We start from the raw sequence: 15,689 nt of genomic DNA on the forward strand, positions 1-15,689 counted from the left end.
CAAATTTTGACTAAAATAAAAAAGCCTGCTGCAGCACGCTCAATTTCGATAAAGTTATATGTTCATTTTCTTCCACGCGTATTCTAGTGGTTCAGTACGTGGTGGTTTCATTACTGCTTTTTCAGTAGTTTTGCTTTCGTTTCGGGAGAAATTAAACATAACCCCTTTTCGTGTGGCGGTTTGCCTCACCCCTGTAATATACATGTCACTGATTTCTAATTTTGAGCCTTTGCGTATTTGTGGTTTACGTTGTACGGTTGGATACAGTGTTTTTGGTTGAATTATTATGCCTTTTATTGTCATAAAATCACCAGCCTTATTCTACTCTTAATGCAATGTTGTACTCTGAAAATGAACTCCATACACTTGAGTAGTAGGTGTTAAATAATTTATATTTCTGGACTTCTCCATCTTGAGAAATTTCAACGATATCGCCAATTACAAAATTTGAACCTCTATATGTGTAAAGGCCATCAAATTTCGCTCTTAATCCATCTACGTTATCTCCCATAAAAAATGATGTGAATATTATATTTCCTTCTAAAGATGGTGCCTTTAAAAATACCTTATCCCAAATGAAAATAGGAACAGAAACATTTTTTAATCCCTCATATATAAGTTTACTTCTAGCAGCCACCAGTGCTGCATAAACGTCCCACCTTGAGCAAGCACTCACTAAGACACTAAAAGGAGAAGATATAGGTGTGAATTGTTCTTGTTGATATAGTTCATCTGGAATACCAAATAATCCTATTACAGTCTTCCCTTTTCGTTCTGGAAGATTATCATCGTTTTCATAAACACAATAAATAACAATGTCTTTATCAACGTATAAATATAGATCCACCATAACAATTGGTTTGCTAATAGTAGTAACATTAATGGAGCTAGTCGTTTTCCCTTGATGAAAACATAACGGGTAGAACGAACCAGGTCCTCCGAAGGTAACATCCTTCTCTTTATCATATCGTTCAATTAATCTAAAGCTTGCATCAGTAACAGAATTAGCAGAATCTCTTATATCAAAATAGGTATATCTACCTGCTATAATATCTTGGCTACTTGCATTAACGGCATCAAATGGACGTAATTCTATAGAATGGTTTTTCATACCATCGTTACCGTTTGAGTACATAACATAAATGGTATCCTTTGATGGTGCAGCAGCATTTAATTGCTGCCATCCAGCCTTTTTCATTTCATCGATAATCTTCATAAAGACTTCTCTTCGCTCTAGTCTGTGTAACTTACAAATTTTATTTGTCATTTTATATGTTCCTCCTTAACTTAAACGTATCGCTTTCATAGAAACATTAAAAGTAGAGTTTGCTACGCCCCTATTTTCTATATAAAGATGGACCTTGTTTGTATGATCTTTATCCTCGCAAGGAATCGCTAAAATATCATATGTTCTTTTTTCTGATAAACTTTTATAAATTTGATTCCCATTCTCTTTTTGGTCGTACATAAATAGCATTGCTTCAACATTTGAATCATTTGTAACTTGAATCGTGCGAATATCGTATTTGTTACAACCTACATCCAATGGAGTATATAGAGTTTTTCCTGGTTCAATTGTAATTTGTATATTCCTCTCAATAAGGATTGACGGTGTAATCTCGCTTTCGGATGTATATCTATATAATTTCATTACGGTTCCCATATTGTATTCACCTCAATTATGTTTTAGATGAATATTAAAATAAATTGGTTCAAATGCTAGGAAATTTGTATCCTTCACAACTTTTACCCAAAAATCACGCGTACTTTGTGCAGCTACTGAATCAATCTGTATTTCATTTAAATAGCTTGTCCCATCTAACGAAATAAGAGCCCAGGTGTAACCAACTTTCTCCATGTACTGTTGAATGGATAGTTTTATATTTGTAGCAGCGCCGATGTTGTCATTTACGATTGTCATTTTTATAATACGCTCATTATTCACCATGTAACCTAAATTCGTTGGATCCGTTGTATTTAATTCTTCGCTATTCATTTTGATTTGTAGTGATGAACCCATACAATACATATCCCCACCATAGAAGGTAGCTTGTTTCTTTGCTAGTAGTTCGTTTTCTTCATCATATATTTCTATGATTCCCTCAAACTCTAAAGAAGGGAGTAGAATATCAATGCCTGTATGAGCTGCAGCTACAATGTTAGTAGACAGGATATTATCTGCAGTATCTTTTAATACAACTTTATAATTTTCATATAGTTGGCGCAGACGTAACATGTTGCTTGTTGTCATAATAATTTTATTGATGTCTAGCGGTACAAATCCCTCTGCAGTTCCTCTTTTTAAAATAACACCAATTCTTTTTGCTTCTAATGAGTCGTTATCCGCATAATCAAAAAATGTATCTGTCTTTGTATAAAAGTCCCATTGATCTTCCTTGCATATTGCCATCCACTCTTTATTGCTTTGTGAACCATTAGCAGAATAGGATTCAAGAAACTCGACTTTATTTTTTTCATTTTGATAGATTAGTAAGCCGCCTTCATCTCCTTCTTTTGTAGGAGCATAATCCGCAATAACCTGGATCGCAAAGTTACTTTGTGGTTTATCGATTAAAAGCATAACGTCTTTATCTGCAGAATGATTCATACGTAAGAATCCTTTTTTAACAGCATTGTTAAATGAATTTGATGGTGACATAAGCCATTTTGGATTTACGGAGTCAAAATCATCTACAAATATTTTTCCACTTTCTTTTTCATACAAGGATACTTTAGGCTTTTTAATTAAATCTGGTGATAGTAATTCTCCCTGTAATACGTCAATAGCATCTATAATATTATCTTGAGCTTCAATTACAACTGTATGAATTCCAGGTTCAATTTCCAATTTCTCATAAACTAAACATTGAAGAATAGTTGATTTTGGAGAAAGTGTGTAAGTTTCAGAAGAACCGTCTATAGTGATTTTTATTGGATCTCTGTAACCTGTACTATTGATGTATTTAGAAATAATGCGAATTCCCTTTCCAGAAAATACGAACTCGCATTTTGTAGGTTCAGTACCATGATCTGAGTTCTTGTATGACAACGTATTATTAGAGTCACCTACCGCATTACTACTATGAAACCAAGGTCCTTTGTACCGAATATTGCTATCCGTATCATCAAACCGTTTCCAACCTGGTTCCGGTTCTTTTAATACATCACCAACTTTAGCACCTAAATCTGCGTAATCAATAGCAGCTACAAATGTATAAGTAATTCCAGGTGCCCCGGAAGCATATCCATTTGTAGTTACTTTAACGTTATGTTCACCCTTAATTAAATCAAGTTTCTCAAATACGACAAGAGAGTAGTCGGCAGAATATGCAGGAACTGAACCGGGATATCTAATACCGTCTATTGTCACTTCAATATTGTATGCATGAGTTGTATAATTTTTTAATAATATACGCACTGCATTCCCTGTAAACTTAAAATAAAATGAACGACCTAATGTATCACCGACATACCAGGCGCTATTCTGCTCTAATCTGTTAGTATCACCTACTGCACGCCATGTATCTCCTGTAATATTGTTGGTTAGGTCTACATTTGAAAAAAACTTACCTGGTTTTGCATTCTCTAAAGTGCAATATTCACGAATCCACCCTGGTTCTGGTTGCAATAAGTTTTTTCCTAATTGGCTTGCCATTCCATCACCTTCCCTTTATCTTGTTTTCTTCCAGTTTGAATTTGTCCACCAAGATTGGCGACTATGCCGCAGCCATAACTTCGGATTATCATTCTCTTTTTCAATCACTATTAATTCATCTGGTTTTTCTGTATCTAGTACTCTCTCCATTTTGAATCGTTCATTATCCTCTAGAATTGATTCTCGTTCTGGTGTGCGTTCAAATCTTTCATATTCCTCTGTAACGATTTCTAATTCATGTTTCCTATCAAATGTATCAACTTCATTAGTCACAGCGTCTACAATAGCCTGTCGCTCTAATAATTCTTGTTCACTAACGATTGCATATCGTTCAGATTCCCTTGCTGCATCTACAGTTTCAATTACATTTGTATCTCTCGTTATAACTTCTTTATCGGCTGGTGTTGTATCAGAGATAATTCCGCCTTCAAATTCACGTATACCGGTAAAGGCTTCTTGCTCTGTAATAAGAGCTTGTTGTGAAGCTTGTTTGTAAGAAATGTCTAAAGTTATATGTTCAGCATCTAAGATAAATGGAACAGTGTCCGAAGCTACTTCTTCAATTACTGCAGTTGTATGTTCTTTCATTGCTTTTTCAGATTCAATTGTTTTATCTAGCTTCATTTGCATCACATTTAATGATTTAGATGAATCATTAAATAAGGCAATACGTGTTTCTAGTTCTTTTTGAACACGGCCAAACAAATCGAATTCTGGAAGATATACGGGAATACCAAGGCCCTCAAATAAATCAAACTCTTCTATGGTAGCTTGTAATTCTTTTTCGGTTTTATTGGCAACTTCATCAGTATTTACATCAGTAATAAGTACGCGTTCTTTTAATCCGAATGAAGAAATTTTATCAACATGTGTAAGTACTGCAGTATCCTCTTTATCTACTTGGTCCAGTTCAACTACAGTTGCTTGTAACTCATTTTTCACTTCTGCAAAAGTAACGTCCGGTGATGCGCCTTGTAATTCTTTTAAGATACGATGAGAATAATCTGCATCAGTAATACCGGCATTTATTTCATGTAACCTTTCTGCTTCTTCTGCGACAATTGTCTGTATCTCGAATATGTTTTGTGATTTATTTGCATCGTCAGTTCCGAAAATATCTTTAACAGATAATACCCGTGAAGCATTTTTAACTTCTTGTCCTACCTCTATAGCTGCAGTAAATACATTTTCTTTATTTGCGAATTCTTGTTGATCGGCATAAACAGAATTAAGTGTTTCTGCGATACGTTCAAATTCATGCGTTGTATCTACATTCGCATACTGTACTTTTGTTCTTGTAAATGATGTAGATTCATTTCTTTCAGAATCAAATACATTTATTTTCTTGCTTACTTCATTACTTGCAATAACATCTGCAGCAAGTTCCTTTGTTCGAATAGAGTGATCCAGGTTAATTTGAGCTACATCTATGTCACGAATTAAATACGCACTTTCAATATCTTCATAAGGAAGCAGGTCCACATTTTCAATTTCTTCTACACGATTCAACTCATATTGTTTAGCGATAGACGTTTCAATGTCTCTTTGCATACGAGCAAATAAATCATAATCCGGAAGATAAACCGGTATACCCATACCATTGAATAAATCAAATTCTTCTATGATTCCTTTGACTTCTCGCTCTTTTGTACCAAATTCGAATTGTGTCGGAACATGAAGAAGTATTTCTTTTTGCTGTATATCACCAGTTTCATTTTCGGCAATAGATACAGGTAATATATTTGGAACTGCAGTAGATAAAGTAACCTCTGCATGTGTAGCTTTTAGCTCCCTGGTAACAATCTCGCTCGTTTCATTATGCATGGATACAGCTTCATAATCCGTTGTAACTCTGTCGGCCATAAGGTCATTATAAAAACCCTCACCGTATACAATACGTGCAACATTTACCCATTCTGGTAATACTTCCACACCAGCAGCGAATTCACGTAACTTACCTTTTAGTAAATCCTGCTGTATGATCGGCGCAACTTCATATTCATTCGTTATAAGATTTGTTACATCAGAAGCGTGTACCATTGCTTCTATCTCACTTGGTTTTTCGCTCTCTACCCCTTCGATATGGTTTATATCGAAAATTCGTCTATGTTGTGTTGATTCTTCTGCTGAAATTAGTTGAACAGAAATACTGTCCATTCGTTGCGAATGCTGCATTTCAATGTTGGCCACATTTATATTTCGTTTTAAATCAATATCAGTTGTATTTGAAATGTAGGCTTCTACCTCTATTTGTCGCAATGCATTCTCTACAACATCTGTTAAAATCCCTTTTGCTCTTACTTTAGTGGCAGTTACTCCTGCGTTATCTTCTTTAACAGCCTTATATCTCGCATAAGGAGCAATACAAACTGGATAATCAACATCATTTTTGTTTTCTGTATTCGCTGGTGTAATAGAGAAAGAATAAACTTTTTCATTCTGATTAGGTCCAGAACCAACGACAACAACATGACTTTTTTCTTTGGTACATATAGAAGGGGAAGCAATAGAATAAACTTTTTCACTCATTCTTCTGCTACCCCCTTATGCTTAAATATCTTCTTTGTAGATCGCTAAACCAATTGGATTAAATGGTGTTGCTTTTGCTTGTGTCATAGGACAAACTGGCGTTGTCGGTAATGTATAACGATATAATTGAGCCATTTCATAAGCGCCTGTGATTTCAGAACCAATAACCGGTGCTTCGTTAAATGTAACGGTCTTATCCTCTGCATTGTATACATAATCTGTTTTTTCTACTTCTTTACATGAAATGAATAACCTTAACGTTTCGCCCTTTGGCTTATGTTCTAAATGAAATACTTTACGGTGGCCATCACCTTGACCAAGTACTTCATCTACAACTGTTTTTTCAATTTCTAGCTCATCGGCTTGCTGGATATTCTTTGGATGAACCGCATATACGTCATCCAGTTTTCCAACGTAGCCATCATTTGGATGCACAATATAAATTTGAGATAAATGGTATTTACCACTATAAACCGATGGATTGAAGCGTCCTTGTCCACTATCTACTGACATATCATGAGTAATGAAAGCTAAATAATGATGCTGGTACATGGCTCCTGTACTTGATTGTGATAATTGAACCGTTTCGTTTCCGTTTGATGTATCAGAACCGTAATCAAGTGGCGCATTACCGATTTTCTTATTTGGTGAATATACAAATTGATCGCCTGGCCTGCAGCCGCTTAAAATAATCATATTTTTTCTTGGTGCAACATCGAATGTATATATTTTTCCGATATACAACGGAACAAATAATGCACGAACTGGATTTGGTGTTGGATCTACACGCATAAACATAATTAAGCGGTCCTTGTTTGCGTTCCCATACAGATAAACAACAGAGTCGCGATTTAATTCTTTAGAGAAGCGCTGCTCCGGTGTAAAGCTAATGGATGTATAAGGCGATGGATTCACAAAATTAATCGTAGAATATACTTCGCCCATAATACTTTCCATCTTTTGTACATCAAAGCTTGTTTTTGCTGTTAATGTATCCAGTGTTCCATCTTCTTTTGGTAATAAGAAATAAATACCGCTAATCTTAATTGTTGTATCTGCTGCAGGTGCGGTTTTAAATACAATTTCTGTTTCAGTAAACGAATACTCGCTAGGATCAACAATAGTATTATCTTTGTAAACTACGGTCCTGCTTTCATCAAAGTTAGGGAATGGTAATGCGAAGTTCTTTTTTGTTCCATTCCCTTTTCCTAATTCCCCTAACTTATCACCGGAAAGAATCTCTTTTTCAATAAAGTATCGATTAAAAGTAAATAGCAGCATGTCATTGTTTGGCTCGTATGTGTTGGTAGCTAATCTATATTCGCATGTTATTTTATCGCCTTTTGCAATAGCGGTAGTAAATGTTACTTTTCCTGTAGTTGCATCCACCTTATATTTACTCTTTTCTTGTTCAAACCCATTTACATATACAATGACAGAAGGGCCAAGAACAGGAGAAACAGGGATAGAGAAGTCTTTCTTCACTCCATCCCCCATCCCTAATTTACCTAGTGGAGAATCTGCAGAAATAAACCGGCTATCAGTGAAATCAGAATCCGCAGTATCATACGCATTTGCTATACCGAATCTTCTACGTTCTCCATCGCTTCCTAACGATTCAAACAACCTTACATCAATAAATTTTGAAATTCCGCTCTTAATTTGGAAAAATAGCGTTCGTTTCCAACCGTTATCAGCAAATAGTTTTTCTAATTCTTGCGGTAATGTTTGTAAATATACGACTTTATCAAACCACATATATGTACACTCCTTTATACTGTTTTCTCAAAAATACCTAATCCAGCAGGACGATACGCCGTAGCAGGTCTTTTTGTAATTGGTGAAATAGCATCTACATTAAAGAATTTGTAAATGTCATGCGAATCCGGACAAGTATTCTTTCTAACTTTTAATCTATCGCCATTTAATAGACCTAACGGAGACAATAGGATCATATAAGGTAAATATCCACGTACACCTTCATCTGGATGAACAATATAAGCACGAGAAGTATGTACTTTATTGCTATAAACAGACGGGTTAAATTGATATTTGTATTCGTCATTATCTTGCGATTGCCATGCTAGTGAATATTGGCCGCCATCTTTACCAACGCGATCTGGTGGCATTGCATTAGGCGCTACATTCCAAGCGATAAAATGGGCCTGGTACCTTGCTCCTAATCTTGAACGTTTAATAATTACGTTATCAATACCGTTACCAGGGGAACGTGGATAAGACTTCATGACAGGCATGTAGTTTTCTACATTTCTATATGGTTTCGTATCGTTAAAATCGAATTTGTGTGATGCTGCTTCATTTCCAGTATCAAAGGCTGTGCCCGCCCATAAAGCGTCACCTAATGTATCATCATTTGCATAGCTTTCTAATTGGCCCATATAAAGCGGTGTAACTGGAACCACATTGTTTTCAAAGGCTGGTGTATTATCAGCTTGTATTAATAAAACAACACGGCTTTCATCAACTTGGCCATTAATTCGAACCAATGAATCCGGCCACCAGTTTGTTTGAGCATTGATACCTTGCAAATTCGTATTTCGTAATGTTACTTTCACCCAAGGAGACATCATGACTTGAGTCTCTGCTTCGTCATAGGAGTAAACTTTATATGTACCGACACCACTTGGATTTGTCTTTAGAGTAATTCCTATCTTAGTTAATTCCACATCTAATAATATTTTTTCAAATTTATTAAATTCATAAGGGAGAACAAGAACGCCATCATCTGCAACGCTGGGTTCTTTTTCAATCATATAAACATAAAAACAAGAACGATCCCTGCCGCTTTCTAAACGTTTTTTACCATCTTCGGCAAAAGCTTTCTTACCTTCTTCATTTGTGAAGTTGTATTTAATCTCTGACTTTTTAAGTGACCATTTTGAAATTTGAGCAATTCCATAAATAGAACCGCTATTGTTCTTCACTAGCATGTGCTTACTCATGCCGAACTCAAACTTTGAATCATCTTCGGATTTTACGTCTAAATCCGGATAAACGGCTCTAAAAAACGATTTGACTTTCTTCCATCCGTTAGCGATTACCAATTTAACAATTTCGTCTTGGAATTCACCTTCTGTATACATTTTTTCAACGTATGCCATCTATTTCACGCTCCTAATCTCTTAATAGTTGGTAATTAAGCCATATAGCCTTTTTCTCTGCAGATGCATTGTGGTATTCAAACTTTAGTTCTGCATTAGCAGGTATAGGTTTTACAATGGAGAAATTAAATCCCTCCGGCACATCTTTTACATAAACCTCTTTAAATACTTGTTGGCCATTAATAAATAAATTCCAGTAGTCCGAATCACTGTAATGTGAAGCGGCAACAGAAAAAGCAATCATTTCTGTTTCGAATGGTAATGAAAACTTATCTACATGAATTTCATCATGTATACCAACTCTTCGCCCTTGTATGAATGGCTCTGTTTTTGTTGGGAAGTAAGGTGCGTCGAATCTTCCACCAGCCATATAGGTAACAGCAAAACTCATCAATAAGCCCCCTTATCTTAAAAAGTGCAATTCAAACCAAACTGTTTTATCAAGAATTCCTTGGTTATGGAATCGAAATACAATTGTGTCTCCTGCTTTAACTGCTTTATAAACCATAAAGTGCATCCCTTCCGGAAGCCGCTTTGTATAAATATCTTGGCAAACGGTTTGCCCGTTTACGATCAAATCCCATTTATCATCTAATTCGTAAATGGAAGAACTAACACTAATTGCGTAAATCTCCATATCTGCAGGTAATGTATATTTCACTTCATCCGTTTTAAATGATGTGGAATCCATAATGAAACCAGGTATAAATGGTTCTGTTTTAGTCGGATGAAAAGGTGGATCTAATCGGCCACCGGCTAAATAGGTTGTTTCAAACAAGAGCAATCACCCTTTTTCGTGTATTAAAAAATTCCCGTGCATCATTACGACACATCGGGAATTGGTAAATCAGATAGTATACCGTTACCTTTATTAAGAAGTCTCGGCTGCACACGCTCTAATTGCTTTTGTGCATTGTATATTAATTGTATCTCCATCTCTTTTCCGGTTACTTTATGAGAGACAAGGACCTTTTCTAGCATACCGTGTGCATTAAAGGCTAAGTCATAGTGCAGATATTTATCTCCATCAACTGCAGATAAACGAGCACCGTCACGAATAAGTGTATATCCTTCGGTCATACCTTCTTTAAATACGTCATTTGGGTCATTCCCAGGCATTGGCTTACCACCGGTATATATTTGCCTATCAATTAATCCTTTCATCAAATACATGATTGGATCATATAAGTTTTTTTGCATTATCATAGAATCACCCCTAGTTCACCCTCGTAACAGACCATGTTTTGGCTGGACGCTGGATATAATAGTGATTTGCATCTTGATTTACCCGAGGAAATGATAAATCTGGTAATGAACCATAATCAAATAAGATATTATTCTGCGTATCCAGTACTTGCAAACGTCCAGTAAGAATCCCTTTTGGGTTTCGTACCGCTTCAAATACAATAATATTCACACCGTATTCAAGTGGAATATCTACATATGTTGGATTGTTCCGGATGAAATAATTTTCTTCGATTAATTTATCATTACAGTAAATATTTAATAAATCGCCATCCTCTAAATCCCAATCCCAAAGTTTTAAACGTAATGTATCTACATTTACTGTAATACCGGTTATATCTGTATAGGGAGCAGGTTCATACCCATAGTTAACAGTTAAATCTAAAGTTTGATAGAATCCGTCATCAGCAGAAATCATTGTATTAATACCTTTTACGAAATAATTCCATTGTTGGCCAGAATCTCTATTGTAAACAGAAATAACATCAAATAATTGAATCCTTGGATCACCAACTACTGCTACTGTTAATGTTCTGAACTTCTGAATTGCCTTTAAATGATAGGCTGCAGCAACCGCTCTTCTTGCAAAGAATGTTGTTGCCCAGGGTACTTCTATCATTTCCTCTCGTAAATCACCCTGCGATACATTTTTTAATAGAAACGAATTAAGAAATCCGTTTGCGTAATCTCCACATTTAACAACAATACTGTTACTTATATCCTGGTCAGTTAGCTGCATATCTAAAGAAATAAGGTTTTCCCCTTCTCTAAAACTAAACTTTGCAGGTTCATTAATTGCATAGTCTGGCATCTTCATAAATGTACAACTTCCGTCTGGTTCGTGTTTGATGTAGTGGAATGTTGTATCTATAATATCGCGTACAATTTCATCCCATTTTTGAAATCTCTTTCCGGTTGCTCCTTCAACAATCCAACTTTGATTGGTTCCAGGAATATTTACTCTGTTACCGTGCAATGTAACTCCTGCTTTTTCAAAGAAGAACTTCACAACATCATAAACATTACCGGTAGGTGCAACAATTTCATCTGATCCAGGTGTTGGGATTACTGATTTATGTAAAACCTTCTTATAGGATGTAGTGCAGGTTACTGAAATCGTGCCGCTTTCTGCATTTACCTTCACATCAGATACAAAACCATGTATATATGGTAAAGCCTCTTCACCGTAGCCAATAGACACCTTAAATTCAGTCTGCGGATATAGCTGGTTTGTATTTGTTACCTCACTGTTATAAAACCATTCTGAAATAGAAGAGAACTTACCATACCAGTTATCAGGAGCCATTTGGCCGTATTCATTTGCAAAGGTAATAGTAAATGTACTAGCAAACTGATCTACGTTCTCCTGTACTTCTAGGCCCATTACACGATGTTGTATTTGGACGTAAGAAGAAGAGTCCCTTCTTTTCATATAAACAATTAAATTAGGGGAGTTATTCCCCACTTGGAAATAGCTCCCCAACATTCTAATTAAAGAAATAGAACCTTCTCTCACATTCCATCAACTCCTATTCCTGCTTGTGACATAGATATTAATTTACATTTTGCTATGACTAGCGTTCCTTTTCGTATTGCATCTACTTCATTCGGTGGAATTATACCCCCGTAGGTACCGTAATCGCCAGTAATAATATGAGGACGGTATATTTCCCTCATGAAATCACGCCAATAACTGATATCTTTAAATAGTACAGTGAATTCTACTTCACAACCTTTGCTACCTGCACTTTGAGAACGCGGGTATCCATGCATGACATTATGTAATTTTAAGCCATCTAGTGATTTTGGTAATTTTGTTTGTTCAATCTTTTCGATATTAGGTACATGCCCAAATGCATAGTAATGTACGTCGCGTATATATGCTATGTCAGAGGAACCATAACCGATTGTTGTAAATTCAATTGTTTGTGGCCCTGCACCTACAAAGATTTCTCTTGCTTCCCAGTCATAAGGTCCTCTTGCTCTAAATCTTTCAATACCATTTACCCGAACAATAAAGTACTTATCTGGTAACATGCCATCAGAACCAATAGGAACCAGGGACAAAAACGAAAAGTTATATGTCCCTGGCCATGAGAAATCAATGGTATATCGTATTGTGTCTTTTAACTCTGCAGCCTTTCCTAAGAGATGGTATGAACCACCTCTTCTATGCAATGTTTTTAATATACTCATACATTTCGCACCGCCATTCCCATTAGATCATCAGCAACTACGTTTTGTAGCAGCTTTCTCATTTTTACAAAGTCATCTGCAGATTGTAGTTTTTCAACAGAGACTTTAAAAGTAGCATTTTGAATTGTTACGCCATTATCCGTTTTCTTCTCAACGTGGGTTTGTCCAGCAAATGGATGTGCAGTTTTACCGATTAGATCAGCAGAACGTGCGCCCATTTGTCCAATTTGATTAGATACATCGGTTACTAGTTTCATTGGTTTAGGTGGAACGACAGCTTTATTTAATAGTTCAGAAGCTTTGTCTACTGCAGGAATCATTTTTTCCATCCCTACACCAAGACCTTCTGTAATATAGCCCCCGTATTCCATCATTAACCGGGATGGGCTTCGAATACCAAAGAACTTTAATACGGCTTTAGGTATTCCCGAAACAACTCCTTTAGCTTTTTTTATAAGCCAATCTGCCATTCCTGACATACCTTCACCAATACCGGCAATAATATCTTTTCCCCAGCTAACTGCATCTTTTGCTACATTTTTTACTATAGAACCAACTTTACTGAATACATCCTTTACAGTATCTACAACCCCTGTAAATGCACCGGTGATTGCTTTCTTTATAGTTTTAAAGTTACTAACAATAAATTCTTTTATACCGCCAACAACATCGGTTATTGTGTTATATAATTTGTTGAAATTAGTAATTACAAACCCAACAAATTCACGAACTGCATTAATGATTGTAAACTTTATAAAATTCCAAGCTGATTGAATCACATTTTTAATTGTGTTCATGACGCTAGAAATTGTATCTTTAATAGATTCCCAAGAAGATTTCACAAAATCTTTTAAGAATTTTAATACTGTAGTAAAGGTGGATTTAATTGCGTCCCAGGCTTTTTTTACAATTTCCTTAATCGTGTTAAAAACACTGGATATTGTATTTTTCATTTTTTCGAATTCGGTTTTTACGTACTGCTTTATTATTGCTAAAGCCATAGAGAAAATTCTTTTAATAGCATTCCATCCAGTAGTAAAAATTTTCTTCCAGGTGTTAACTGCTTTTTGGACACTATTCTTAATGAATTTCCATGTGCCATCTACAATTTTTTTCAAACCGCTTAATGCTAGATTAAAAACAAATTTAATAGCATTCCATCCAAATTCGAAGATGTTTTTCCAAATTTTAATATTGTATTCAATTCTTTGTTTTATATATTTCCAAGCTTCCTCTAAGACTTTACCCAAAAATGATGAAGCAGATTTGAAAAGTTTTTTTGTACCATTCCAAAATCCAGAGAAGAACTTACCTAAACCATTCCATGCCTTTTTTGCACCTTTTACGGTTGCGTCCCAAGCTTTGGAACAGACATCACCAATCCATTTAACTGCTTTCTTGGTGTATTTTACGATGTCATCCCAGTTTTTATAAATTAGATATACTAATCCTACAATTGCTAGTATGGCAATCGTCCAGGGATTCATCAGTAAGGTCATCATGGATCTGCCCAAGAGCGCTAGAGCTTTCCCAATTCCACCAAACATACCGATAAGTTTAGGGCCGACTTTAAGAATACCTGTAAATAATAATGGTACTTTAGTAAGTATTGGTACTAGGAATCTTAATGAACCAACAAATGCACCAACTCCACTTGTCATAAAGCCCATCATGGCCACTAATGGACCTAAGACAGCGACCATACCTAGAATTGCTACAACACCAATTTGAATAGGCTTAGGCATAGAACTAAATGCTTTTGCAGCAACTTCTACCGCTTTAATAATTGGAGGGAGTGCCACTTCTGCAATATCTAAAATAGCTTGTCCTAATGGTTCTAAAGATGCCATTGTAGTACGCATTAACTTTTGCCAACGAACACCAAAAGCTTCTTGCTGCGTCTTCTGCATTTTTCCCATTGTGCCCTCGACATCGCCTAACGCACCATTTGCATTATTAAGACCTAAGACAGCTTGAGCACCCATGTCTTCCCATTTTGTACCGAATACAGCAACACCAAGTTGGTTTGCTTTTACTTTATCGTCCATCTTACCTAAATCACCTAAGACGGCATTAAACACATCTGCAGAAGTTCCTTTACCTTTGTTGAAGTTATCCCAGACTTTTTGTGTTTGGGGTGACATTTCAGCAAAGGCATCAGATACACCTTTAGAACCATCCTGTACCCGAATACCGAACTCTTTTACAAGGTCGTTAATGTAATCGAGATTATAACTACCATCACGAGTACCGTTTGCCATAATCGTAAACATCTCGTTAGCAGAGAAGCCGGCTTGTTTATACAGTGGAGCATATTCGGCCACATTATCAAACATTTCATTTGAATAGTTCAAACCTTCTTGTCCACCAGCAGCAAATAAATCGAATGCTTCCTTTGAAGAAATACCAAACTGATTCATTAACTGCCCTGCACCACGAGTTACTTCATTGATATCAGAATCAAATGTTTTACCCAATGTCATAGCGCTTTTTGTAGCTTCTTCTAATTCTTCGTGAGGAACGTCTTTCATATTTTGATACACTTTTATAAGAGACTGATCCACTTCTTCAATACTTTGGCCAAATCCATCTTTCCAAGTTTCTTTTGCGATTTTACCAAGGTTTTCAGCACCTTTTTCAGTAAGACCTAAAGAAGATTGGATGTTTCTTTGAGAAGTATCGAAATCAGAAGCCACTTTTACAGCGGCAGCACCGATACCAGCTAAAGGTAAGGAAACGCCCGTTGTCATGTTTGTACCAACATCTTTCATTTTGTTACCTACATGACTAATTGATTCCCCTGCTTTTTGGAATTTATCATGCATTCCATTTGCAGTCTTTTGTACTCGATCTTCAAACTGTTGTAAATCTTTATAAGCGCCTTCTGCTTTAATACCAATCGTTCCGAACAGTTGGAACATTTCAGCTAACATTTACGCACC

General features: G+C 35.9%; 13 protein-coding genes. All 13 read right to left on the reverse strand.

The features are described from left to right. Nucleotides 1-54: 54 nt before the first annotated feature. The 13 genes from MHB52_RS36265 to MHB52_RS36325 are packed head-to-tail and all read right to left on the reverse strand — an operon-like array spanning nt 55 to nt 15,680. Nucleotides 55-303, reverse strand: a complete 249-nt coding sequence (locus MHB52_RS36265) for a hypothetical protein (protein WP_016099432.1) — start codon at nt 301-303, stop codon at nt 55-57. Nucleotides 304-316: 13 nt separating this feature from the next. Continuing rightward, nucleotides 317-1,267 (reverse strand): hypothetical protein, encoded by a 951-nt coding sequence (locus tag MHB52_RS36270; protein WP_050821809.1) that lies wholly within the window; start codon nt 1,265-1,267, stop codon nt 317-319. A 15-nt stretch (nt 1,268-1,282) separates the two neighbouring features. Then, on the reverse strand, nt 1,283-1,663 hold the full coding sequence (locus tag MHB52_RS36275; RefSeq protein ID WP_050821808.1) for a hypothetical protein: 381 nt from the start codon (nt 1,661-1,663) through the stop codon (nt 1,283-1,285). A gap of 12 nt (nt 1,664-1,675) precedes the next feature. Next, the gene (locus MHB52_RS36280; protein ID WP_061663832.1) at nt 1,676-3,655 is read right to left on the reverse strand and encodes a hypothetical protein; all 1,980 of its coding nucleotides are present in this window, start codon (nt 3,653-3,655) and stop codon (nt 1,676-1,678) included. A 15-nt stretch (nt 3,656-3,670) separates the two neighbouring features. Then, on the reverse strand, nt 3,671-6,184 hold the full coding sequence (locus MHB52_RS36285; protein ID WP_061663831.1) for a hypothetical protein: 2,514 nt from the start codon (nt 6,182-6,184) through the stop codon (nt 3,671-3,673). Between the two features lie 21 nt (nt 6,185-6,205). Beyond that, a complete protein-coding gene (locus MHB52_RS36290) occupies nt 6,206-7,942 on the reverse strand; it encodes a hypothetical protein (RefSeq protein WP_061663830.1) in 1,737 nt (578 codons plus the stop codon). A gap of 14 nt (nt 7,943-7,956) precedes the next feature. Next, nucleotides 7,957-9,306, reverse strand: coding sequence for a hypothetical protein (locus tag MHB52_RS36295; RefSeq protein ID WP_044797457.1), 1,350 nt, complete (start codon nt 9,304-9,306; stop codon nt 7,957-7,959). 13 nt (nt 9,307-9,319) lie between these two features. Continuing rightward, on the reverse strand, nt 9,320-9,697 hold the full coding sequence (locus MHB52_RS36300; protein ID WP_000006649.1) for a hypothetical protein: 378 nt from the start codon (nt 9,695-9,697) through the stop codon (nt 9,320-9,322). 12 nt (nt 9,698-9,709) lie between these two features. Then, nucleotides 9,710-10,084, reverse strand: coding sequence for a hypothetical protein (locus tag MHB52_RS36305; RefSeq protein ID WP_000464284.1), 375 nt, complete (start codon nt 10,082-10,084; stop codon nt 9,710-9,712). A gap of 44 nt (nt 10,085-10,128) precedes the next feature. Then, entirely contained in the window at nt 10,129-10,512 is a 384-nt protein-coding gene (locus MHB52_RS36310) for a hypothetical protein (RefSeq protein WP_000605844.1), read from the reverse strand. Nucleotides 10,513-10,522: 10 nt separating this feature from the next. After that, nucleotides 10,523-12,067 (reverse strand): hypothetical protein, encoded by a 1,545-nt coding sequence (locus MHB52_RS36315; protein ID WP_061663829.1) that lies wholly within the window; start codon nt 12,065-12,067, stop codon nt 10,523-10,525. After that, on the reverse strand, nt 12,064-12,747 hold the full coding sequence (locus MHB52_RS36320) for a hypothetical protein (protein ID WP_061663828.1): 684 nt from the start codon (nt 12,745-12,747) through the stop codon (nt 12,064-12,066). Before MHB52_RS36320 ends, MHB52_RS36315 begins: the two co-directional genes overlap by 4 nt. After that, nucleotides 12,744-15,680: a phage tail tape measure protein gene (locus tag MHB52_RS36325; RefSeq protein WP_061663827.1), complete on the reverse strand. Its 2,937-nt coding sequence runs from the start codon at nt 15,678-15,680 to the stop codon at nt 12,744-12,746. Before MHB52_RS36325 ends, MHB52_RS36320 begins: the two co-directional genes overlap by 4 nt. Between the last annotated feature and the right edge of the window lie 9 nt (nt 15,681-15,689).

The sequence above is a fragment of the Bacillus sp. FSL K6-0073 genome (genome assembly GCF_038006085.1).
GTDB classification, from domain to species: domain Bacteria; phylum Bacillota; class Bacilli; order Bacillales; family Bacillaceae_G; genus Bacillus_A; species Bacillus_A cereus.

Coding starts and splice junctions, on each gene's coding strand:
- MHB52_RS36265 (WP_016099432.1), bottom strand. CDS start 303: ATGACAATAAAAGGCATAATAATTCAACCAAAAACACTGTATCCAACC.
- MHB52_RS36270 (WP_050821809.1), bottom strand. CDS start 1,267: ATGACAAATAAAATTTGTAAGTTACACAGACTAGAGCGAAGAGAAGTC.
- MHB52_RS36275 (WP_050821808.1), bottom strand. CDS start 1,663: ATGGGAACCGTAATGAAATTATATAGATATACATCCGAAAGCGAGATT.
- MHB52_RS36280 (WP_061663832.1), bottom strand. CDS start 3,655: ATGGCAAGCCAATTAGGAAAAAACTTATTGCAACCAGAACCAGGGTGG.
- MHB52_RS36285 (WP_061663831.1), bottom strand. CDS start 6,184: ATGAGTGAAAAAGTTTATTCTATTGCTTCCCCTTCTATATGTACCAAA.
- MHB52_RS36290 (WP_061663830.1), bottom strand. CDS start 7,942: ATGTGGTTTGATAAAGTCGTATATTTACAAACATTACCGCAAGAATTA.
- MHB52_RS36295 (WP_044797457.1), bottom strand. CDS start 9,306: ATGGCATACGTTGAAAAAATGTATACAGAAGGTGAATTCCAAGACGAA.
- MHB52_RS36300 (WP_000006649.1), bottom strand. CDS start 9,697: ATGAGTTTTGCTGTTACCTATATGGCTGGTGGAAGATTCGACGCACCT.
- MHB52_RS36310 (WP_000605844.1), bottom strand. CDS start 10,512: ATGATAATGCAAAAAAACTTATATGATCCAATCATGTATTTGATGAAA.
- MHB52_RS36320 (WP_061663828.1), bottom strand. CDS start 12,747: ATGAGTATATTAAAAACATTGCATAGAAGAGGTGGTTCATACCATCTC.
- MHB52_RS36325 (WP_061663827.1), bottom strand. CDS start 15,680: ATGTTAGCTGAAATGTTCCAACTGTTCGGAACGATTGGTATTAAAGCA.